The 21,003-nt window shown below is 40.6% G+C and carries 20 protein-coding genes and 1 riboswitch; of the genes, 11 read left to right on the top strand and 9 right to left on the bottom strand.

What is annotated here, in order from left to right:
* Nucleotides 1-645: 645 nt before the first annotated feature.
* A riboswitch (cyclic di-GMP riboswitch) is annotated at nt 646-732 on the bottom strand.
* A 271-nt stretch (nt 733-1,003) separates the two neighbouring features.
* Nucleotides 1,004-1,180, top strand: coding sequence for a hypothetical protein (locus tag QFZ73_RS05815; protein ID WP_251435715.1), 177 nt, complete (start codon nt 1,004-1,006; stop codon nt 1,178-1,180).
* A 59-nt stretch (nt 1,181-1,239) separates the two neighbouring features.
* Here the strand turns inward: QFZ73_RS05815 and QFZ73_RS05810 are convergent, their stop codons facing one another.
* The gene (locus tag QFZ73_RS05810) at nt 1,240-2,451 is read right to left on the bottom strand and encodes an MFS transporter (RefSeq protein WP_251435712.1); all 1,212 of its coding nucleotides are present in this window, start codon (nt 2,449-2,451) and stop codon (nt 1,240-1,242) included.
* A gap of 202 nt (nt 2,452-2,653) precedes the next feature.
* Here QFZ73_RS05810 and QFZ73_RS05805 point away from each other — a divergent pair, with 202 nt between their 5' ends.
* Complete coding sequence (locus tag QFZ73_RS05805; RefSeq protein WP_307264055.1) at nt 2,654-3,961, top strand: CitMHS family transporter; 1,308 nt, start codon at nt 2,654-2,656, stop codon at nt 3,959-3,961.
* A 169-nt stretch (nt 3,962-4,130) separates the two neighbouring features.
* The gene (locus QFZ73_RS05800) at nt 4,131-4,763 is read left to right on the top strand and encodes a superoxide dismutase family protein (RefSeq protein ID WP_251435706.1); all 633 of its coding nucleotides are present in this window, start codon (nt 4,131-4,133) and stop codon (nt 4,761-4,763) included.
* A gap of 335 nt (nt 4,764-5,098) precedes the next feature.
* On the opposite strand, the gene trhO is transcribed toward QFZ73_RS05800, so the two are convergent.
* Complete coding sequence (gene trhO / locus QFZ73_RS05795; protein ID WP_307264052.1) at nt 5,099-6,037, bottom strand: oxygen-dependent tRNA uridine(34) hydroxylase TrhO; 939 nt, start codon at nt 6,035-6,037, stop codon at nt 5,099-5,101.
* Nucleotides 6,038-6,178: 141 nt separating this feature from the next.
* Between trhO and QFZ73_RS05790 the strand changes: the two genes are divergently transcribed.
* Both QFZ73_RS05790 and QFZ73_RS05785 read left to right on the top strand, forming a co-directional pair.
* Nucleotides 6,179-7,207 carry a nitronate monooxygenase gene (locus tag QFZ73_RS05790; protein ID WP_307264049.1) on the top strand — a complete coding sequence of 343 codons (1,029 nt, stop codon included), beginning with the start codon at nt 6,179-6,181 and terminating at the stop codon, nt 7,205-7,207.
* Nucleotides 7,207-7,662, top strand: coding sequence for a GNAT family N-acetyltransferase (locus QFZ73_RS05785; RefSeq protein ID WP_251435697.1), 456 nt, complete (start codon nt 7,207-7,209; stop codon nt 7,660-7,662). Before QFZ73_RS05790 ends, QFZ73_RS05785 begins: the two co-directional genes overlap by 1 nt.
* Before the next feature lie 265 nt (nt 7,663-7,927).
* Here the strand turns inward: QFZ73_RS05785 and QFZ73_RS05780 are convergent, their stop codons facing one another.
* Complete coding sequence (locus QFZ73_RS05780) at nt 7,928-8,506, bottom strand: GNAT family N-acetyltransferase (RefSeq protein ID WP_251435694.1); 579 nt, start codon at nt 8,504-8,506, stop codon at nt 7,928-7,930.
* 103 nt (nt 8,507-8,609) lie between these two features.
* Here QFZ73_RS05780 and pdxR point away from each other — a divergent pair, with 103 nt between their 5' ends.
* A complete protein-coding gene (gene pdxR / locus QFZ73_RS05775; RefSeq protein ID WP_307264043.1) occupies nt 8,610-10,001 on the top strand; it encodes a MocR-like pyridoxine biosynthesis transcription factor PdxR in 1,392 nt (463 codons plus the stop codon).
* 67 nt (nt 10,002-10,068) lie between these two features.
* On the opposite strand, the gene QFZ73_RS05770 is transcribed toward pdxR, so the two are convergent.
* Together QFZ73_RS05770 and QFZ73_RS05765 are read right to left on the bottom strand one after the other, a co-directional pair.
* A complete protein-coding gene (locus QFZ73_RS05770) occupies nt 10,069-10,488 on the bottom strand; it encodes a MarR family winged helix-turn-helix transcriptional regulator (protein ID WP_063232335.1) in 420 nt (139 codons plus the stop codon).
* A gap of 351 nt (nt 10,489-10,839) precedes the next feature.
* On the bottom strand, nt 10,840-11,043 hold the full coding sequence (locus tag QFZ73_RS05765) for a hypothetical protein (RefSeq protein WP_081112853.1): 204 nt from the start codon (nt 11,041-11,043) through the stop codon (nt 10,840-10,842).
* Nucleotides 11,044-11,171: 128 nt separating this feature from the next.
* Here QFZ73_RS05765 and ytvI point away from each other — a divergent pair, with 128 nt between their 5' ends.
* Nucleotides 11,172-12,215 (top strand): sporulation integral membrane protein YtvI, encoded by a 1,044-nt coding sequence (gene ytvI / locus QFZ73_RS05760; RefSeq protein WP_251435688.1) that lies wholly within the window; start codon nt 11,172-11,174, stop codon nt 12,213-12,215.
* Nucleotides 12,216-12,560: 345 nt separating this feature from the next.
* Here ytvI and QFZ73_RS05755 read toward each other — a convergent pair whose 3' ends face one another.
* On the bottom strand, nt 12,561-13,913 hold the full coding sequence (locus QFZ73_RS05755; RefSeq protein ID WP_307264031.1) for a hemolysin family protein: 1,353 nt from the start codon (nt 13,911-13,913) through the stop codon (nt 12,561-12,563).
* A gap of 614 nt (nt 13,914-14,527) precedes the next feature.
* Here QFZ73_RS05755 and QFZ73_RS05750 point away from each other — a divergent pair.
* The 4 genes from QFZ73_RS05750 to uptA all read left to right on the top strand — a co-directional run bounded on the left by QFZ73_RS05750 (nt 14,528) and on the right by uptA (nt 16,952).
* Entirely contained in the window at nt 14,528-15,100 is a 573-nt protein-coding gene (locus QFZ73_RS05750) for a YitT family protein (RefSeq protein WP_307264028.1), read from the top strand.
* A gap of 94 nt (nt 15,101-15,194) precedes the next feature.
* Nucleotides 15,195-15,911 (top strand): FixH family protein, encoded by a 717-nt coding sequence (locus QFZ73_RS05745; protein WP_307264025.1) that lies wholly within the window; start codon nt 15,195-15,197, stop codon nt 15,909-15,911.
* Nucleotides 15,912-16,002: 91 nt separating this feature from the next.
* Complete coding sequence (locus QFZ73_RS05740; RefSeq protein ID WP_251435682.1) at nt 16,003-16,155, top strand: Lmo0850 family protein; 153 nt, start codon at nt 16,003-16,005, stop codon at nt 16,153-16,155.
* Between the two features lie 167 nt (nt 16,156-16,322).
* Nucleotides 16,323-16,952, top strand: a complete 630-nt coding sequence (gene uptA / locus QFZ73_RS05735; RefSeq protein WP_307272612.1) for an undecaprenyl phosphate transporter UptA — start codon at nt 16,323-16,325, stop codon at nt 16,950-16,952.
* Nucleotides 16,953-17,007: 55 nt separating this feature from the next.
* Here the strand turns inward: uptA and QFZ73_RS05730 are convergent, their stop codons facing one another.
* The 3 genes from QFZ73_RS05730 to QFZ73_RS05720 form a co-directional block, all read right to left on the bottom strand.
* Nucleotides 17,008-18,339: a hemolysin family protein gene (locus tag QFZ73_RS05730; RefSeq protein WP_251435678.1), complete on the bottom strand. Its 1,332-nt coding sequence runs from the start codon at nt 18,337-18,339 to the stop codon at nt 17,008-17,010.
* 281 nt (nt 18,340-18,620) lie between these two features.
* On the bottom strand, nt 18,621-19,730 hold the full coding sequence (locus QFZ73_RS05725) for a histidine kinase N-terminal domain-containing protein (RefSeq protein WP_307264018.1): 1,110 nt from the start codon (nt 19,728-19,730) through the stop codon (nt 18,621-18,623).
* Nucleotides 19,731-19,966: 236 nt separating this feature from the next.
* The gene (locus tag QFZ73_RS05720; protein ID WP_307264015.1) at nt 19,967-20,854 is read right to left on the bottom strand and encodes a cation diffusion facilitator family transporter; all 888 of its coding nucleotides are present in this window, start codon (nt 20,852-20,854) and stop codon (nt 19,967-19,969) included.
* Nucleotides 20,855-21,003: the final 149 nt, after the last annotated feature.

The raw sequence follows: 21,003 nt of genomic DNA, 5'->3' as shown, positions 1-21,003 counted from the left end.
GTAATGGGCTCCTACACGCTTTTGTATAATTCCGGCTAAAGGGGAGTGGGGTAAAACGGTAGGGATCTATTTCATAACTGAAAATCAAAAAAAACATGGATTTCCTTTTCCTACTCGCTTTGCGCCACTGATTGGAACCGATTCTTGACACTCTAGACATGGGTTTTAGAAGGTAGTGAAACGCGATAGAATCTAATGATTACTTATAAACCACATGATTTATATCAATCGGGCCAGTTATAGGCAGACCGTACATTTACTATTCATATAATGAAAAAAGATAGTGCTTTAACTGTTTCAGTTTAAGTGGGCATGAGGTAAGAGAGTTTTTTTCTATCAAAGTTTGGGAGCAGGAACCTTCCCTGTGTTAAGGGGCTATTCCTTATCAATGATACTGGATTTACATAAAGGACATGTCACTTCTTTATAATGCTTGAACCTGATCTTTCGAAGGTCGCTTCTGGACAACATTGCGAATACATTATATCTTGTGCCGCATGCACAAGTATTTTTATCTTTAACTATGTGTCTCTCATCCGCTGAATAAATGGTTGGAAAGAACATATATAACCCTCCTTGTTTTAATTTTAGGCAAATTAAAAAGGGGCAAGAAATTGATAATAAAGTGTTACATTCAAGAAAAATCTTGGCAGCCCGTCTGCCATGACAACTAGTTGTTGGTTAAGGCTGGCTTTGCGTCTTTTACTTTCATAAAATTTGCCTAAAATAATCTTAACATAAAATTTAATGCGTGATGAAGTGCAGAAAAAATACTTATCAGTTTATGGGTGGGTCCTAAGAATTGAGGGAATTTCACGGATAGGCATGAACGTGTCCCGTTTCAAATCTTTTTCCTCGATTTCCCTTCGATAATACCCCATTTACAATAACCCTGATTCTTGATTTAAATGTACATTTGAATCAAGTGTAAAGGAGGGCTATAAGATTTCATTCCATTAAAATTCAAGGTCGGTTCATGGCATTGCCTCATTGGGGGGGGATTGTGGGTCCATATATAACAGGGCTATTCGTGAAAAAATCCGTGACGGCAGCAGCTGGTTTCCAATATTTCCTTTTCATGTGTGCAGGACTCTTGTTCGTTTTTGGCCTCACTGCCTATATCGGAATACGACCGAAACGAAATCCAGCTCCAGAGGTATCCGGCACTACAGCTGTATGAGCATTAAACATGAAAAAGCCTGCTTCCATCTGGAAGCGGGCTTTCTTGCCAAAGTGTGATCAATGTGATCTGGCCAACTCCGGATTGCGGTGCATCGCGAAATAGAGGACTAGTCCGGCTATGAGGAGTAACGTGCTGGTCGTGATGAAAACGGCGGAGAATCCGTAGAAACCAGCAACCATTCCGCCCATTGCGGGTCCGATGATATTGCCTAAAAAGCGCAGGCTCGTATTGTACCCAAGTACTTCCCCCTGCATGGCAACAGGAGCTTCTTGGCGAATGTAGGCAATCCTTACAGGGATGATGCCGCCTATTGCCATGCCTAGTATGAAACGTACCAAAACAAGCTGCCAAAAATGATTGATGAAGGCACCGGGCAAGTAGACTGTAGCAGTCAGAAAAAGAAGCAGCACTAGAATCTTCACATGTCCATGCCGATCACCTATCTTGCCCCAGTGACGCGCCATCAATAAATTCCCCAGGCCTGCTGCAGAAAAGGCGATACCTGAATAAAATCCAAGATTGGAAGTTCCATGCAGCTCACCAACGTATAAAGAAAGAATGGGCTGAATGCTGAAGTGGGCAACTTGAACAAGAGTCGAAATGAGCATGACATTCACCAGGATGGGATTCCTTAAGATATGCGAGAGAACCTCCCTGCTTGTATAGCTCGACTTTGTTCCCTTTTGCCGTTCCATTTGGTACTCCTTGGTTGCAAAAACAAGAAGTCCAGAGATGAAAATGGTGATGGAGGTGAATTTAAAGGCGGTTGAATAGCCGAGTGTGTCTGCAAGCAGGCCGCCAAGCAATGGTCCGAAAAGGGAACCGGTTATATTTCCCGTTTGCAAGGTTCCCAGTACTCGTCCAGCAATTTCTTTTGGGGTCTGCGTTGATATGAAGGCCTGTGACATGGAAATGAAGCCTGTGAATATTCCGGTGAACATCCTTAAGACGAATAGCTGCCAAACATTTTCAACGAATCCCATCAGGAAAATCGACAGCCCCATCCCAAAGGCACAGACAATCAAGATTTTCTTTCTGCCGTACCGATCACCAATTCGTCCCCAAATGGGAGAGAATAAAAAGGCAGTCACAAAAGTGATTCCAAATGTCCATCCGGACCAATGCTGGATATATTGAGTCGAATAATCCCCGAATGTACCAATGTATAAGGATATGAATGGGAGAACCATCGTCATGCTCCCGCCTATGAAGAAATTGGCGAACCACATGATGAAAAGATTCCGATTAGCTATTTTATGAGCATTCATTTTACATACAACACTTCTTTCCTCCGAAAAAAACTTCGGGTTCCTAAATAATAGTATACATAATTTAACTAATTTATTAAACGAATTTGTTTTACTGGTTTTTTAATGAATGCGCAAATGGTATAATGTGAAAATATTGATTTTTCAGAAAAATTAAACAAAACGAAAGGTATTCACTTTTTCATTTAAAGGAGTTTTTAACATGTTGACGATTTTAGGATTTTGCATGATTTTAACGTTTCTGGTCTTAGTCATCACAAAGCGTTTATCAGTGGTTGTCGCTTTTATCTTCACTGCGATTGCTTTTGGTCTGATTGGTGGCTTTGCCTCGGAAATGGGAGATATGATGGTAGCAGGTATTTTAAAGGTGACACCGACAGCAGTCATGATCGTTTTTGCTATTCTGTATTTTGGTTTAATGATTGACGTTGGTTTATTCGAGCCCATGATCGCTAAAATAATGAGTTTTGTAAAAGGGGATCCGCTAAAGGTTGTCATGGCAACCGCCATTATAACCATGTTGGTAGGTTTGGACGGAGACGGTTCTTCCACATTCATGATCACCGTTTCAGCCATGCTGCCGCTTTATATCAAATTAGGGATGAACAGGCTAGTATTGGCCTGTGTCGTTGGTTTAGCCGCTGGCGTCATGAATATGATTCCTTGGGGAGGTCCTTTGGTCAGGGCGGCCGCGAGCCTTCAGGTTGAAGTATCGGAGTTATTCATTCCCCTCATTCCGGTCATGATTTGCGGTCTTTTATGGACGCTTTTTTCGGCATATATACTTGGCAAAAAGGAAAGGGAGAGATTAGGAGTCAGCTCCCTGGAGACGAACATGCAACCTGGTATGGGCGAACAGGCTGCAGCGGTTGAAACCGCATCTAAAGGAACATCCAAGCTTTTTTGGTTTAATTGGTTCTTGACGATTTTACTGATGGTTTTGCTGGTGATGGAAGTGCTGCCGATCCAAATCTTATTTGCCACCGCTTTTGCGATTGCACTATTCGTTAACTTTCCGAACCCAAAAGAACAGCAGGAAAGGATTTTAAGTCATGCCAATAGTTTCGTGATGATCTGTACACTCATATTCGCAGCAGGGATTTTTACGGGTGTATTCACAGAAACAAAGATGATGGACTCGATGGCTGCTTCAATCGTAACTGTCATCCCGGAGTGGCTCGGGGCACATTTGCCACTGGTGGTAGCGCTGACAAGCATTCCGATGGGGTTCATTTTTTCACCTGATGCCTATTACTTTGGCATTCTACCAATAATAAGTGAAACGGCATCGAACTTCGGTATTGCTCCTGTAGAAATCGGAAGGGCGGCTTTATTAGGCCATTCGACCGCAGGGTTCCCATTATCGCCATTGGTGCCTGCAACATTCATATTGATTGGCCTTGTAGGCGTGGATTTTGGGGATCACCAAAAATTCCTGTTTAAATGGGCGTTTGGGACAACCATCATCATGACGATCGCAGCCATTACTTTCGGGGTCATCACTTTGTAAAATGTGAGCCTATTAAGCTATATTGTAAAATCCTTGTCTGTGAATTTAGTAAGGTGTTCACTCTCACTGGTGTAATCTATTTTCCTATTTATCCCGCTTTCTGTTTATTTTTCCATAATAGTGGAAAGTAATAAGAGGAAATACATATAAGAAAGTGAGGGAATTTATCATGAACTATAAACAAAAACTTATACTGCCTATGTGTACTGCCATTTTACTGTATGGATGTAATTCAGCGGATGATTCAAATCAGGCGGACAAAAATGCCGAGGACATGAATACAGTGGGACAAGGAACAGATACAGAGGTCGATCCGCAGGTGAAAGCGGAAGTAAAAGATGTAGAAGGTAAAACACTTGGGACAGTAAACTTTACCGCTGAAGAGAATTCTGTAGTGATCGAGACAGCTTTGGAGGGCCTTGAGCCAGGCTATCATGGATTCCATGTTCACGAAAACGCAGCATGTGAGCCGGATGCCAAGGAAGGCCCTTTCACTACAGCGGGAGGACACTTCAATCCAACTGATGAAACGCACTCTAAACATGCAGGAGATATGCCCCCTCTATATGTAAAAGAAGATGGGACAGCCAAATATACGGCAACATTGGATAACATGACAATAGATCAACTTAAGAAAGAAGAGTTGGCTGTAATCGTTCATGCGAATCCAGACAACTTTGCCAATATTCCTGACCGTTATGAAGCCAATGGAGAAAAAGGACCGGATGAAGATACCTTGAAAACTGGTGATGCAGGCGATAGGCAAGCTTGCGGGATTGTTGTAAGTGCAGAGGAAAAATAACATTAATGAAGCTTGAGCGATTCTTCTAAAGAGGAATCGCTCTTTTCATTGAAGGTAAAACAGCAGTCCGCAAAAATCTTAAGGCTGAATTCATTCTTTTTACGTTTTAAGAAGGCTTTTTCTATTGTGATATAGAAGTAAAAGAGTAAGTAATATTGCATTAGCGGCACATGGTATTAAAAGATCATAGTTAATTCTTACAGTTGGATGAAGTCCAAGGCATAGGTTTAATATAGGAAAATAAGTTTTGGTTTGAATGGATAAAAAAACCCGAATAGGGATCATGTCCACTGATTCGGGTTTGCTTTATCATTTTGCCGTAATGGTTTCTTCGATTAGCTGTAATCTCCAGCCACTTCATCTTCAGAAAGGTTATGCTCGACTACATAGCGGTTACGCGGATGCACACGGCATTCATGAGTACAGCTGCGCATATGTTTGTGTTCGTTCTCTTCACTGCAAAGGATTTTCTTGTTGCATTCAGGGTTAGCGCAATTGACATAGCGTTCACAAGGTTCGCCGGAATAAATATCGCGTCCGACAATGACATGTTCCTTTTGATTGATAGGTACGGCAATCCTTTCATCAAATACATACATTTGGCCGTCCCAAAGCTCACCTTGGACTTCGGGATCCTTCCCGTATGTTGCGATGCCGCCATGAAGCTGGCTTACATCTTCAAAGCCTTCTTCGACAAGCCAGCCGGAGAATTTCTCGCAACGGATACCGCCGGTGCAATACGTAAGAATTTTTTTGCCTTCGAACATTTGTCTATTTTCCTGGACCCAATCCGGAAGTTCACGGAAATTCGTGATTTCTGGCTTGATTGCACCTCTGAAATGGCCTAAATCATATTCATAGTCATTTCTGGCATCAAGGACGATGGTATTTTCATCTTGCATTTGCTCGAAGAATTCCTTCGGGCTCAAGTATTTGCCTGTCGTCCGATTCGGGTTGATGTCCTCTTCCAAACGAAGCGTGACAAGTTCATTACGTGGTCGAACATGCATTTTTTTGAAAGCATGGCCGTCAGCTTCATCTATTTTAAACACGATATCGGCAAAGCGGGGATCGCTTTTCATCATGTCCATATATTGGTTGGTTTGTTCAATCGTACCTGAAACGGTTCCGTTGATACCTTCTGATGCCACCAAGATACGGCCTTTCAAGTCAAGGGCTTTACATGCCGCAAGATGCTCGGCTGCGAATTCTTCGTGATTCTCGATGGGTACATACAAATAATAAAGTAATACTCTATATGGTTTTGTTTCCATTTTTTATTTACCACCTATGTTTTATATTTGCAAGATATAAAGGGTGATCATTTAGACACTTTTCTCTTACAGATAATCATTATACCAAGAAAACGTAAAAATGATAAGGGCATGAATAAAAATCAAAAGGAGTTGTATGGAATGTTGAAAGATTTAATGAGATATCCAATCATTCAAGCGCCTATGGCAGGAGGAGCTTCCAGTCCGAGGCTTGCGGCTTCAGTATCCAATGCAGGAGGATTGGGCTTTCTCGCAGCTGGCTATAAGACTGCGGAAGAGATGAAGGACGAGATAGGGCAGACCCGTCAGTTGACTGAGCGCCCTTTTGGCGTGAATGTATTTGTACCAGGCAACGAGGCGGTGGATGAAAATATATTATCTGGCTATCGTGAAAAGATCGAAAAAGAGGCCGAGAGCGTTGGGGCTGAGATTGGAAAAGCCGATAGTGATGACGATGATTGGGGAAATAAACTACATGTATTGAAGGAAGCTGGGGTCTCTGTCGTCAGTTTTACGTTTGGATGTCCAACGGAAGATGTAATAAGGGAGCTCCAAGATGTCGGTTCCCTTATAGCCGTGACAGTAACCAACCTTCAGGAAGCAAAAAAGGCGGCGGGCGCGGATATTCTATGTGTACAGGGGTTTGAAGCAGGGGGGCACCGGGCCAGCTTTGATAACCGCACAGAAGAGGATTACGGTCTTTTAGTATTGATACGTATGATAAAAGATGAACTGAGCTTACCGATCATTGCCGCTGGCGGACTGATGCATGGAAAGGATATCGCGGCCGTGCTCGAAGCGGGAGCAATAGCAGCGCAATTGGGAACAGCTTTCCTTCGCTGTCCCGAAAGCGGGGCAAGTCCGGTCCATAAGGCGGCGCTGGGAAATCCCCGATTTACTCAGACCTCTATTACCCGAGCCTTCAGCGGCAGGAGGGCACGCGGGTTGGTGAATCACTTTTTAACGGAATATGATAGCGTTGCACCAGTTGCCTATCCTTATGTCCATCACATGACAAAGCAAATGCGAAAAGCGGCTGGACAAAAAAACAATCCTGAATTGATGGCTTTGTGGGCAGGACAGGGATATAAGTTGAGCAGGGAACTTCCTGCATCGGAATTGGTTGAACTTCTTGTAGAAGAACTAAACTGGGAAGGGTTTGGAAGCTGATGGAGATAAGGGAATTATTCATGGATGAGCCACCGCCAATGCATTTATTGCTTTTGGCAGATCCTTCAAGGGAATTGGTCGAGGAATACTTGGGAAGCGGAACGTGCTTTGTTGCCGTGAGTGATAAGCGAATGATCGGTGTTTATGTTTTACTGCAAAAAGGTCCAAAACTGATAGAGATAATGAACATCGCGGTGGATGAACGGCAACATGGAAGAGGAATCGGAAGGCAATTGATTGAACACGCCATAGGCCATGTAAGGGAACAGGGATATAAAACGATTGAAATCGGCACGGGAAATTCGGGAATAGGGCAGCTTGCCCTTTACCAAAAATGCGGTTTTAGAATAACTGGGGTCGATCGGGATTTTTTTAATAGAAACTATTCCGAGGCCATTTATGAAAATGGGATTCAGTGCCAGGATATGATTCGCCTGTCACAAAGTTTAGACTAACCAATGATCATCCAAGTTTGACGGAAAAGCTTTACAGACAAAAGTGCGCGTCGCATTGCTTAGGGGGAATGAACTTGTTCTTTGGAGATATGGTTTATCTCCTTTTTGCTTTACTAATGCCGTTTTTATTTGCGATTGGCGTTTTCATATTCATTAGATCAACGAAAAGGCAAAAGGATTCTTTATCGAAGATTCATAAGGACTCACATGAAAAATAGCAGCAAGAGAAAAAGAGTGCAAAACAACGGCACTCTTTTTCTCATCTTCACCTTTCCAAAAAGGCTTCCAAATTCCTTTTCACACTGGGCCATTCATGCTCGAGAATACTGTAGACCACCGTGTTCCTTATCCTTCCATCTTGCAGTTTTTTCTCCATCCTCAAAATGCCTTCTTCAAGGGCGCCGAGCCTGGTTATTGCTGCACGCGATCTTTTGTTGCATTCGTCCGTCCTGAATTCGACCCGTTTCATTTGCCACTTTTCAAAAGCATGCTGCAATAGCAGGTACTTACATTCTGTGTTAATGGCTGTTCGCCATTTGTCGGGATGATACCAAGTTGCACCGATTTCCAGGGATTGATTATGAAATTGAATATTTCTTAAGCTTGTGCTGCCAACTATCGTATCATCAATCTGATCGATAACGACAAATGGATGATGAAGTTCCTGTTCCCTTGCTCGAATGCCTTCCTTTACATAGGAAATCGCATCTTCATATGACAAAATTTTTGTGGCGCTCCATTCCCATATTTCAGATGGCAGGGAAGCAGCGTAAAGCGGTTCGATATGATGATCCATCATCGGGGCGAGTATCACGTGTTTCCCGAGTAATTCGATATGCTCCATAGTCTCCTCCTCTTGATTGATATCTTCATTATAAAAATATTCTGGTCCTGCAATAAGGACCAATGCTGATATAATTTATGGAACCAGTTTGAAGGAGGACCAAATGTTTGAAATCACTCTAACCTTAGATAAAACGAATAAAGAAGCTTTATATGTCCAATTGTATAAATACTTTATAAAGGAAATCCAGAATGGACAAATAAAGGCCGGAATGAAACTGCCTACTAAACGAAAACTAGCTGTGCATTTAGGGATAGGCCTGAATACAGTGGATACGGCTTATCAGCAGTTGATTGCAGAAGGATATGTGGAAAGTCAATTAAGGAAAGGTTATTACGTAGCCGATTTAGAACCGATCTCACCTTTAAATGAGCCCTTGCCTTTAACGGAAGGGAGGATGGGCCCTCCGAATGAAAGAAATGAAATAGATTACAATCATGGAAGGGTGGACGTGGATTCTTTCCCGCATGCAGTGTGGAAAAAATGCTTGAACAATACGATATATCTACAGGAAAGGGAAATGTTCATGAGCGGTCATCCTCAAGGGGAATGGGGGCTCCGGGCTGAGATCTCATCCTATCTATTTCAATCGAGAGGAGTTCGCTGCGGGGCTGATCAAATCATCATTGGGGCAGGTACCCAGTATTTCATCCATCTGCTGCGGTTACTTCTTGGAAATGAGCGGATATTTGGGTTGGAAGACCCTGGCTTTCATCGAGTAAGGGAGGTACTGATGTTAGAGGGAGCGGATATGGCATTCATACCCTTGGATGAAAGTGGAATGAGTGTGGACTCTTTGAAAGAGAGTGCAGCGAATGTTGCCTATGTCACTCCTTCCCATCAATTTCCTTCGGGTATGATCATGCCGATAACTAGAAGGGTTGAATTGCTGAATTGGGCAGTGGAAAAAAAGGGGTATATTATTGAAGATGATTATGACGGGGAATTCCGACATGCAGGCAAACCGATTCCGTCCTTGCAGGGGTTGGACATAAATGGAAAGGTCATCTACCTAGGCACGTTTTCAAAGTCGCTCATTCCATCAATCAGGGTGGGATACATGGTGTTACCCATCGAGTTGGCTAGCCTTTATCAGCAGAAGTTAATTGGATATAAACAGACCGTTTCCAGACTGATTCAGGAAACGCTCTGTCTTTTTATGAAAAATGGACATTGGGAACGCCATCTGAATAATATGCGAACGATTTATCGTAAAAAGAATAAGGTGCTGCTGAATGCAATTGAAGAGAGCTTCCATGATCGTGTAGCCGTAATCGGTGAAAAGTCAGGATTGCACGTTCTTTTAAAAGTGAAAAACGGCAGCAGTGAGGCAGAGCTCATTCAAAAGGCTGCCATTGTTGGGGTTAAAGTCCACCCAACTTCGGTTTATCATTCAAAGAATGTGAAAGATCCGACTATTTTGATTGGGTACGGTGGTTTAACCGAAAGGGAAATCGAAGCAGGAATCCGACTTTTAAAAATGGCATGGCTATAGCATGTAGCGAAAGAATAAGGAAAAGACCTTGATTCACAATTATTCCTCAATGATATAAGATACCCATTCAGTTTCTAATATTATTGAGGATTTTAAGGACCGTTTGGAAAAATATTTCCTGTTCTTCTTCAGTAATGCCTTCCAGGGCTTTTCCTTCGATTTTTTCTGCAATCTTAAGACATTTTGTATGTACCTCTTTGCCTCGGGGGGTCAGTTCGATTCGTTTTTCCTGTTCATCTTTTCCAGGAACTTGTTTAATCATATTATTCTGTTCCATGCTGTTGACCGAACGTGTGATGATAACATTATCTACATCCAAGTAGCTGCAAATATCGGGGATTGTGGAATATCCACAGTTCTTTAAATAATTCAGGATTGTCCACTGATTATGGTAAATTTCAAGGGCTGTAATTTGTTCATTCATTTTGCTGACTAATGATCTCGATACTTGTAAATATTGATGAAATAATTGAGTAGGGTTCGTCATAAGATTCTCCTTTATAATGGTCGACCAATCCATTATATTCTTTAATTCTTAAAAGTCTATTGTAAAGAATCATTTATTTCAGTCAATGTTTATTTTTGGAAGTGGAGCAGGAAAGGGGGGAATTCAGGAAATATGAATGAATTGAGAGAGAGTCCAGTTCTCCTAAAGCATTAAAAAACAATGGGAGAAGCATATATAAACTGACAAGAGGGCCCTTAATATATGACGGCAAATATTTATTTTTTCCTTAATATGGTCTATTAGCAAGAATCAAAGGACCGCCCAGACCATGAAGCTGAATGCGAAATATCCTGTAAACAAAAACCAGCCTCTAAAGTGGCTGGTTTTTGTTTATAACCTCTCGCTGGTGGAGCGGTGTTTTGTTTCTTTTTTATTTCGTTCTTCTTGTCGTTCATATTTAATTTCATCAATTGGTAAATCATCAATGGGCATGACTACTTGATCTCGTTCCAGCTGTTTTTCCTGATTTTTCTTGAATGCCTTGGATTTATCATTACGCTCCTCAAGATACTTTTCTTTATCTTTATTGTCCAATGTCAATCCCTCCATCTCTTTTTATCTCTTTTTCCCCTTATTGAGAAAATAAAACGTATAAACGAAATATATGTGACACCATTTCATAAATATAAGGAGAACAGGAAAGTGCAAGGAGGGTTTGTTCAGTGAATGTCGCCGTCTTTTTTCGCTGGTTTTGGAGAGGTATTCTCCTTTTAGGCATATTAATCGTCATTCCCTATTCATGGGCTTTGATTTTAGCATTGCTAACCGCCATTCTTTTGGATGGATTGGTCCGCCTGATTGGTAAAACGGCAAAGGTGCACCGGTTTTGGGCAGTATTGATTTCATTTGTTATATATGTAGGCGGGCTTATGAGCATCACTTATTTTTCCTTTTCGGTATTAATCAAGAAGGTCATTGTCTATTCGGAAGAATTTCCGGGTTTCATACGTGAAGTGTATTTGACGGCTATATTGCCAGTCATTAGGCAATGGGAACAGTATTCCCAAACGTTGCCGCCAAATCTCATTCAATCAATAGAACAAACGATGGAAAAGGGAGTCATGGCTCTGGAGGGGTTCACAGAAGGCTTTGTTCAGGATATGGTTCAGTTCGTTACACTCATTCCGGGACTTTTCATTGACTTTTTAATTTATTTAATCGCTTTATTCTTCATTAGTCTTGAATTGCCTAAGTTAAGAAAAAAGGCAGTCCTTTATTTAAAGTCATCCACCTATCAAAAGATTTCGCTAGTTTATCAAGATTTAAGTATGGCAGCCGTAGGATTCATCAAGGCACAAATCCTGTTGAGTTTAATCACGTTCATCATGGCATATGGAGGACTATGGTTGTTAAATGTGAAGTATACGATTCCATTGGCACTGTTAATAGTAGTTGTGGACATTCTACCTATCTTGGGGACGGGATCTGTACTGGTTCCTTGGGCAGCGATTGTTTGGGCTCAAGGAAACCATCATCTAGGTATTGGCCTCATCATCCTATTCCTGGTCATTACCATCATAAGAAGGACCATCGAACCGAAAATCTACTCAGCAAATATGGGATTGAGCCCATTGGCATCGTTGGTCAGTCTTTATTTAGGGTTTAAAATGCTTGGTTTCATTGGCCTTTTCCTTGGACCTTCGATACTGATTGTTTATGATACGTTAAAGAGGGCAGGTGTCATCAAAACCAATTTCAAAATATGAAAGATTATTAGATGTTTTTTGCCTGATTTCTTAAATTTGACATATCTTTTACCGCTTTACCTTGACCGTTGCAATGATTGCAGTCCCGGGAAAAGAATTGCAGATAACGGGTTTTCCCTTTCCCTTTGCAGTGTTGGCAAATGGTTATGAGTTTCATGTTTCCTCACTCCTTCAAAAAGTATCGCTTTTCTAACAGTATGAAACAATAAAGGTAGAACTATACTTCATGTAATCATTCAATGTTAAATGCAGCAGTTTTATATAATATGTGTTTACATCATTTCATGTACCAGTTGAAAAAAAATGACCCCCGCTCCTATTGTCTTTTAGGAACGGGGGTCATTATCATGAAACGATTTCGGTTTGTGATATTATCGGGAATTCTTTCACTTCGCTTACGACTTTTGCTGGTTTGTATATTTCAATATAACGAATATGGTGATCTTCCATTTCTTTTATCCTAAAGTTATAGGGACCATAAACCAGGATATCACCTTGTTTGGCCTCGTAATCCTCGGTAAGGATCCACCCGCCCATCGTATCAATATCTTCATCATTGATATCCAATCCAAGTAAATCATTCACTTCACTGACTAATACCTTGGCATCGATGATATAGTGATCTTCTTTTAATTTGCGGACATCCGGCACTTCATCCAGATCGAACTCATCTCGGATATCGCCAACGATTTCTTCAAGTATATCTTCAACGGTCACCAAACCTGACGTACCGCCGTATTCATCCATGAGGATAGCCATGTGGATCCGTTCCTTTTGCATTTTTAAAAGTAAATCGTGAATCGGGATACTGTCAATGACACGGATGATCGGACGAACATATCGGTCGATCGTTGACGCTGCCTGATTGTTCTTGTCTATCATTTCAGTGAAAAGCTCTTTGATATTGACCATTCCGATAACATGATCTTTATCACCATCAATGACAGGATATCGTGTAAAGTTCTCTTCCGCCATAACGGTGAAAAACTGTTGGATTGTATCAGCTTTGGATACCGTTGCAATTTCTGTACGTGGAACCATGATTTCTTTTGCAATCCGATCATCGAATTCAAAAATTTTATTCACATATTTAAACTCTGATTGGTTAATTTCGCCACTTTTGTAGCTTTCGGAAACAATGATACGTAGCTCTTCTTCTGTGTGAGCCAAATCATGTTCGGAAACTGCTTTTAATCCTAGCATTCTTGTAAGCGTCCTTGCAGAGCCATTCAGTACCCAGATGAATGGATACATGATTTTGTTAAAACCAATTAAAGGTTTGGAAACCAATAAAGTTACTTGCTCCGCTTTTTGAATTGCCAATGTTTTTGGTGCCAATTCCCCAACAACCACATGTATGAAGGTAATGAAAGAAAAGGCAATTGCAACCGAGAGTGCATGTGAAGCTGAATTTGGAAGATTCAATTGATTAAAGAGTGGGTGCAAAATGTTTTCAACTGTCGGTTCTCCAAGCACCCCAAGCCCTAGAGCGGTAACGGTAATTCCGAGCTGGCATGTTGAGAGGTATTCATCTAGGTTCGATATGACCTTTTTTGCTGAAAGAGCATTCGGCTTTCCTTCTTCAATTAATTGATCGACCCTCGTGCTTCTCACTTTAACAATCGCAAACTCCGTAGCTACAAAAAATGCTGTTAAAGCAATTAAAATGGCAATAAGAACCAAGTTTATTATGTCCAAATAGTCTCCCTTAACTCGCCTTCGAGACGAATAAGGAGTACACCTCCTACATTTTTAAAATATACAAGTATATTTTTTTTTGCCGTGCTGAATATTTTCGGGATTCATTCAAAATGGCTGTGCTAATAGCTGTGCAGCCGCTTGAACTCCCATTTCCTTTAGTGATGAAGAGAATAATATTATATGCCCATTAGCGATGCGTAGACGGGAAATAGAAGAATTTCTGTCTGAAGGAATGCAGCCATTTTTTAAAAGGATGCACATATCCGTTACGCAAAGCAGCGTCCGTCCGTCAAAACGAACATTCTTTAATGCCCCATCAAATCACCTCAATCTAATTAATTTAAATACTTTCATTATAAAAAGAGTTACTCATTCAGTCAAACAGCTTACGTCACCTTAAATCCGGTAAATTGCTTGTAAAGGATCAGTTTGAGCTAATAATTAGCTGTTTTTGACTGTTTTCTCTACTTTATTGTATCATATTATAGAATATTCAGAAAACTACAGGCTGTTTCATAAAAATTGGTCCGTTTCATTATTTTTTGGATGGTTTAAACATATTCTATAGGAACAAGACAAGTTTTAAATTCAGATTAAAGGGGGTGACAGCCATGAAAATCATGGAAAGGATGGCAGCAATCATTGCCGGCAGCATGCTTGTAGGCGTGGGAATCAATTTTTTTCTGATACCTTATCATTTATTGGACGGTGGCATGATAGGGATTGGGCTGATTTTTCATTACTATATAGGACTTCCGACAGGACTGGGTGTGATTTTGAGCAGCATTCCATTATATATATATGCTTGGTACTTTGAAAAAAAACTATTTCTTAACAGCTTGCATGGCTTGCTTTTTTCCTCTTTATGCATCGATATTTTTTCCGACGCTGTCACCGGATGGAATATTCCGATCTATGTAAGTGCGATAATCGGGGGAGGGTTGATTGGACTTGGAATCGGCTTGATGCTTCGGTATGGTACCTCTACAGGCGGAACGGATATGTTGGCACAGATCCTTTCCAGGAAGAGCGGACTCAATGTAGGTTTGCTGATTTTTTTCATTGATGGATGCGTACTGCTTTGCGGACTGAGTGTTGTGGGGACTTCAATCTTTTTATATTCATTTTTAACGATCATCGCGGTAGCCATGCTGACTTCAGTCACAGTGATGCGAACCATCTAATGTTAAATCATGTATAAAAATCCGAAAAATGGAAAGGATGGGCAATATGAAAAGGACAGATTTCTAGTCTAATAAATAGTAAAGGGAAGTTCTTATGAAAAAACTCTATATGTGTACTGCGTTGTTGTTAGTTATGCTGGCTGGGTGTCAAGAGTCTGAAATGCCGGAGGATAAAGAAGTGAACAGTGCTGTTCCAGAATCCATGGATGCATCAATTGTCATTAAAGGGAAATTGGAGCCTGGAAAAGAAGTCATTCTTGAAACGACCGTGAAACAGGGAAGCCAATTGGTGAATGAAGCTGATGAGGTACTGTTTGAAGTGAGAAAGTCCGGACAGGATAAAAGGGAAATGCTTGAAGCGAAGAATACTGGAAGTGGCATGTATCAAGTGATGCATACTTTTGAAGAACAAGGCAAATATATTGTAGTCTCCCATGTAACGGCCAAAGGCCTTCATGTGATGCCTGAAAAAGAAGTTGTCGTTCCAGAACATGAAAGTGAAGGTGCATCGGTTCATCCTAGTACGGATGTATCTATCGAGTTTCAAAGTAACCCTGTAAAGGCAGGAAACAGTTCGAACTTTGAAGCGACGGTTGAATTGAATGGGAAACCACTGACAAATGCAGATGTGAATTTCGAGGTGTGGAAGGAAGGTAGCGAAGAGAGTCATTTCACCAAAGCTGAAGAAGATGGAAATGGAACATATCTAAATAAGGTATCTTTCGAAGAATCTGGAACCTATAAGGTGCAGGTACATGTAGAAAAAGACGAAGTGCATGAACACCAACTGCAAACCATTCAAGTCAATTGATTGTTTTTGGATCTAATTGTTTAAACAGGTTTTATCCTTTCGTTAAATGGGAAGTAAAAGGATAACGGTACAGCAGAAAGGGAGGGTAAGAATGAGTAATCAAATAATCAACAAGTATAAAAATCTCGGGATTCATATTGAAAAGACGAAATCACGCCAGGAGATTTTCACTAATGTTTCACAAAATGATTCATCCTTACTCACCATAGCTGCTTTTACTCATTTCCCCAAAAAAGGGAGCTAAAAGAATATTGATGCAATGAGACCGGAGCACATATCAGCTGGTCTTTTTTTGTCTTTCTTAAATGTGGGACAAGCTGGATAGGAAAAATCGAATAGAACGTCATGAGCTGAAATAGGATAGAAGGACAAACAATTTGAATTTAGCGGTAAGGGGAGTCCGGTAGAATGATATCACAGCTTATGATGACGATATTGAATTGGTTTGCGGAAATGGGATATATGGGGATTTTATTGGGGCTGATGGTTGAAATCCTCCCGAGTGAGCTTGTTCTCGGATACGGTGGTTATGTGGTAGGTCTGGGGAAAATGAATTTTTGGGGAGCTGTTCTTGCAGGTGTGGCAGGCGGGACGATGGCACAACTATTTCTCTATTGGGCTGGTTATTATGGAGGACGGCCCTTTCTCTTGAAGTATGGAAAATATATTTTAATTAAAGAAAATCATATTGTAAATGCTGAAGAGTGGTTTCAACGGTATGGTGTAGGCGTGATTTTTACGGCTCGATTCATTCCTGTGGTTCGTCATGCTATTTCCATCCCTGCCGGAATTGCGAGGATGTCCGTATGGAAGTTTATATTTTATACGGTTGCGGCTGTCATACCTTGGACAATATTGTTCCTGACCTTGGGAAGGATCCTCGGTGAGAATTGGCAGCACATCCGGGAAATAACTGAACCTTATCTAATTCCGGCTGCTGGTTTTTCCTTTATCTTTATCATGCTGTATATCTTATGGAAAAAAAAGAGCACACCTCCAATCGTAACGGTCAAAAAAATGGGCCGGTTTCCCGATAAATGAACAAATCGAAAAAACAGCCACGTAAAATCACCTTTTACGTGGCTGTTTTTAATCGTTATCCTTGGGTAAGGTCTTCTTCCAGAGGAAGCTGTACCACCTTTTTTGTGACCTCGATAGAACGAATGGCGTGGTCTTCCATTTCAATCACTTTAAAGCAGAATCCGTCTTTTTCCATGATGTCCCCTACATTCACATCATAATTTTCAGTAAGGACCCATCCGCCTATAGTATCGACATCATCTTCTTCTAAGTGAATGCCAAGTAGATCATTCACTTCCTTTACAAGAAGTTTAGAGTCTAAAATATAATGTCCATCTTTAATTTTCCTGATCGAGGCAACTTCATCGATATCGAATTCATCACGAATTTCCCCAACTATTTCCTCGAGGATATCCTCGACCGTGACAAGTCCGGAAGTTCCGCCGTATTCATCCATCAAAATAGCCATGTGAATGCGTTCTTTTTGCATTTTTAACAGCAAATCGTGAATTGGTATATTTTCCATTACCCGAATGACCGGACGAGCGTAATTTTCAATCGCTTTGATATGGATTTCCCGATTCTTAATAAGATCCGAGAAAACTTCCTTTAAGTTCACTAAGCCGATGACATGGTCTTTATCACCTTCGACAACAGGATATCGAGTGTATTTTTCCAATTTGGCCACATCGACGAATTCCTGTACCGTTTCATCTTTGGATATGGTCATGATTTCTGTCCTTGGAACCATGATTTCTTTGGCAACACGATCATCGAATTCAAAGATGTTATTTACATATTTAAATTCCGACTGGTTAATCTCTCCGCTTTTATAGCTATCCGATAGAATGAAACGCAATTCTTCTTCCGTATGGGCTATTTCGCTTTCGGATGCTGGCTTGAAGCCAAATAAACCGACAACGAATCGGGAAGAATGATTCAAGGCCCAGATGAAGGGAAAGGCAATCTTATGGAAAAAGATCAGCGGGCCGGCAATTGCCAAGGCCACTTGCTCAGCCTTTTGGATGGCTACAGTCTTTGGAGCCAATTCACCAACAACCACATTCAGGAACGTAATCAGGGAAAATGAAATGATAAATGTCAGAATGCTTGTGACTTCTTGAGGGATATTCAAGGCATTGAATAAAGGCCCTACCAATTTGAGGATGGTCGGTTGTCCTAACCACCCCAATCCAAGGGCAGTAACGGTAATTCCAAGCTGTGTCGCGGATAGGTACTCATCAAGATCGGATGTAACCTTCTTTGCCGCAATGGCTTTTTTGTTTCCCTCTTCAATCAATTGATCGATCCTAGAGCTACGAACCCTAATGATCGAAAATTCCGAAGCTACAAAAAAGGCAGTTAAAGCAATTAAAATAATGACTAATAAAAAACTTAATATGTCCAATTAGTGTGGGACTTAATTGAATCGCCAGATGTACCGAACGATTTAATTATCCCAGTCACCTCCCAAAACCAATAATGAATGAAATGATATTAGTGTATAAAATGTTAGATGAAAAATAAGTCTCGTCTATCTTGTATGAAAATTATGCTGGTTATTATTTTCAATCTATAGGATCATTCACCTCGATTAGTAGTGGAACCTACCTTTTAGTATAAGTAACTGGACGTCAATCAGTCAAAAATTTCACACTAAAAACCTAAGGAAAAAAGGATATTTAACCATTATTTAGTTTTCAATTGTATCGAAAAGGTCGTTAGGAAATCGGTAGAGTGACAGGATAAGGTTCCTTGATGCTTTAAAACGATTTCTTTACAGACGAATAATCCCAATCCCGTGCCTCTTTTTTTTGTGGTGATGAATGGTTCAAAAATATTCGGCAGGACGTCGTCAGGTATTTTCGGCCCATTGTTCGATATATTTAAGGTAAGTATGCCGGGCGGTGATTCAGAGCCTGAAATGTAAATGGATGGGGAAGGCATCCCTGCAACCACATCAAGAGCATTTAAAATAATATTAAGTAAAACTTGCCGGAATTCTTCTTTAGAACCGGATATGACAGCATCATCGACAATATTACATGTAATGGAAGCATTTACTTCCAAAATGCTGGGATATAAAAATTCGATCACCTCATTCACAAGCTGAGCAATGGAAAATAGATCAGGTGGTGATGCTGAAGTTTCCTTTTTGGAAATATTAAGGAATTGTGTGATCCGGTAATTAAGCTGATCCAATTCCTTTGAAATGATATCAAGGTATTTTATCTCAGGTTGTTCTGCCTGTAACAATTGTATGAATCCCATTATGGAAGTCAGCGGATTTCGGAATTCATGGACAAAGCTTGAGGTCATTTGACCTAGGAGCGTCAAACGGTCTTTATGGTTTGGGCTTATGAATTGATAGCGTTCTTCAAGTTCCATCGTTTTCAATTCGGTATAATGGGATAATGCAAAATGAATGAGTTTATCGAAGTAAACGTTTATTTGCTTAATTAGATCGGATATTTCTTCTTTGGGTGCTTCGGAATTCAAAACGTGCTCAATGAGGATGGTTCTCCCGATGGTTACAGTGGAAAAGAAATTTTCCATATCCAATTGCTTTTTAACTCGATCAGACGCAATTTTTTCCCCTACGACCTTCAGTACATCGTCTATTTCAGTATCCGATTTTCCAAGCTGATCCATTAGCAGATTAAAAATATTTTCTACTTCTCCTTTAAAATACCCCAGATATCCGTCCGGTAAATGCAGCAACTCATCTTTCCATTTGGAAATGATACTGCTTTTTTGAGAAGATAAAAAGTGAATGGTCATTTCTCGATTAGATACCATTTTGCCCTCCATACTGTAGGAAAATGAATTTACTTTTGACCCAGAAAGTGCTTTATTTGAATAAAGTTACAAAATTTTAAAATAATTACATCTGGTTTTCATGATAACAGATTACTGTTCTTTTAACATGTGTCAATTGGATAAATATTCGGCAATCAATCAATAAATACCTTTTTTTGACACAGTTTTATTACAGTAATTACAGGAATTAATAACAAAAAAAGGTATCCGCAAAGTTAATGACGGTTACCTTTTTTATGAAATGCATATGGTTCGATGTGAACGATCACATGCTGGATATTATATTCCTTCAATAGATTCTCTTCGATTTTAACCGTAATATCATGACCTTGAATGACGGTCAAAAGAGGGTTAACATGAACGGTAGTTTCGAGCAGGATTTCACTTCCGTGCATCCGGGCTTTAATTTCACTCATGTCTTTAACACCCTCTGTCAATATAATGGTTTGTCCGATCTTTTGCAGGAGCTGCTCGTCGAAACCATCGGTTAAAGAGATGGAGGCATCACGAAAGATATCCCATGCCGTTTTGCATATGATGACCCCCACGACTGCTGCAGCTATCGCATCCAGCCAAGGGATTCCCATCTTAGTACCGATGATTCCAATGAAAGCACCAACACTGACAAGGGCATCGGAACGATTATCCTGTGCAACGGCATAGATGGAAGAGCTGTTGATCTTTTTACTTAATGATAAGTTATAACGGTAGATTCCGTACATGAAGATTGCAGAGAATAGAGCGACATAACCTGCCAGCATACTGGGAACGGTTGTTGAATCTTGGTGAAAGAAGGATTCAATGGCACTGAATATAACCTGAAGGCCCACGGTGATCATGATGAAGGCAGCTACCAACGAGGCTACGGTTTCCGCCCGTAAATGACCATATGAATGATTATCATCAGGAGGTCTCTTTGAAATTTTTAAACCAATCAATACGGCTATGGAAGCGATGATGTCGGTCGTATTATTTAAACCATCAGCCCAAAGCCCTTTCGAATCACCGAAATAACCAAATGACAATTTAAGAGCAGACAAGAATATGTAAGCGGCAATGCTTATGTAGGCGCCTTTTTCAGCTGAAATCGAATGTTTATCCATGTCCATTCCCTCCCCAATGTAAATTAGGCTTAATAAAGATACCAAATCAAACCTTAGTGAGTCTATAGAAAAATTGTCGTATTTAGCCATCTAACTTGGTTAATAGCAGGTGTATTGAAGGTCTGTAAAGAAGTTGGATAAACGAAAGA

The organism is Peribacillus sp. V2I11, from assembly GCF_030817135.1.
GTDB classification, from domain to species: domain Bacteria; phylum Bacillota; class Bacilli; order Bacillales; family DSM-1321; genus Peribacillus; species Peribacillus simplex.
This window is presented reverse-complemented; position numbering and strand designations above follow the sequence as displayed.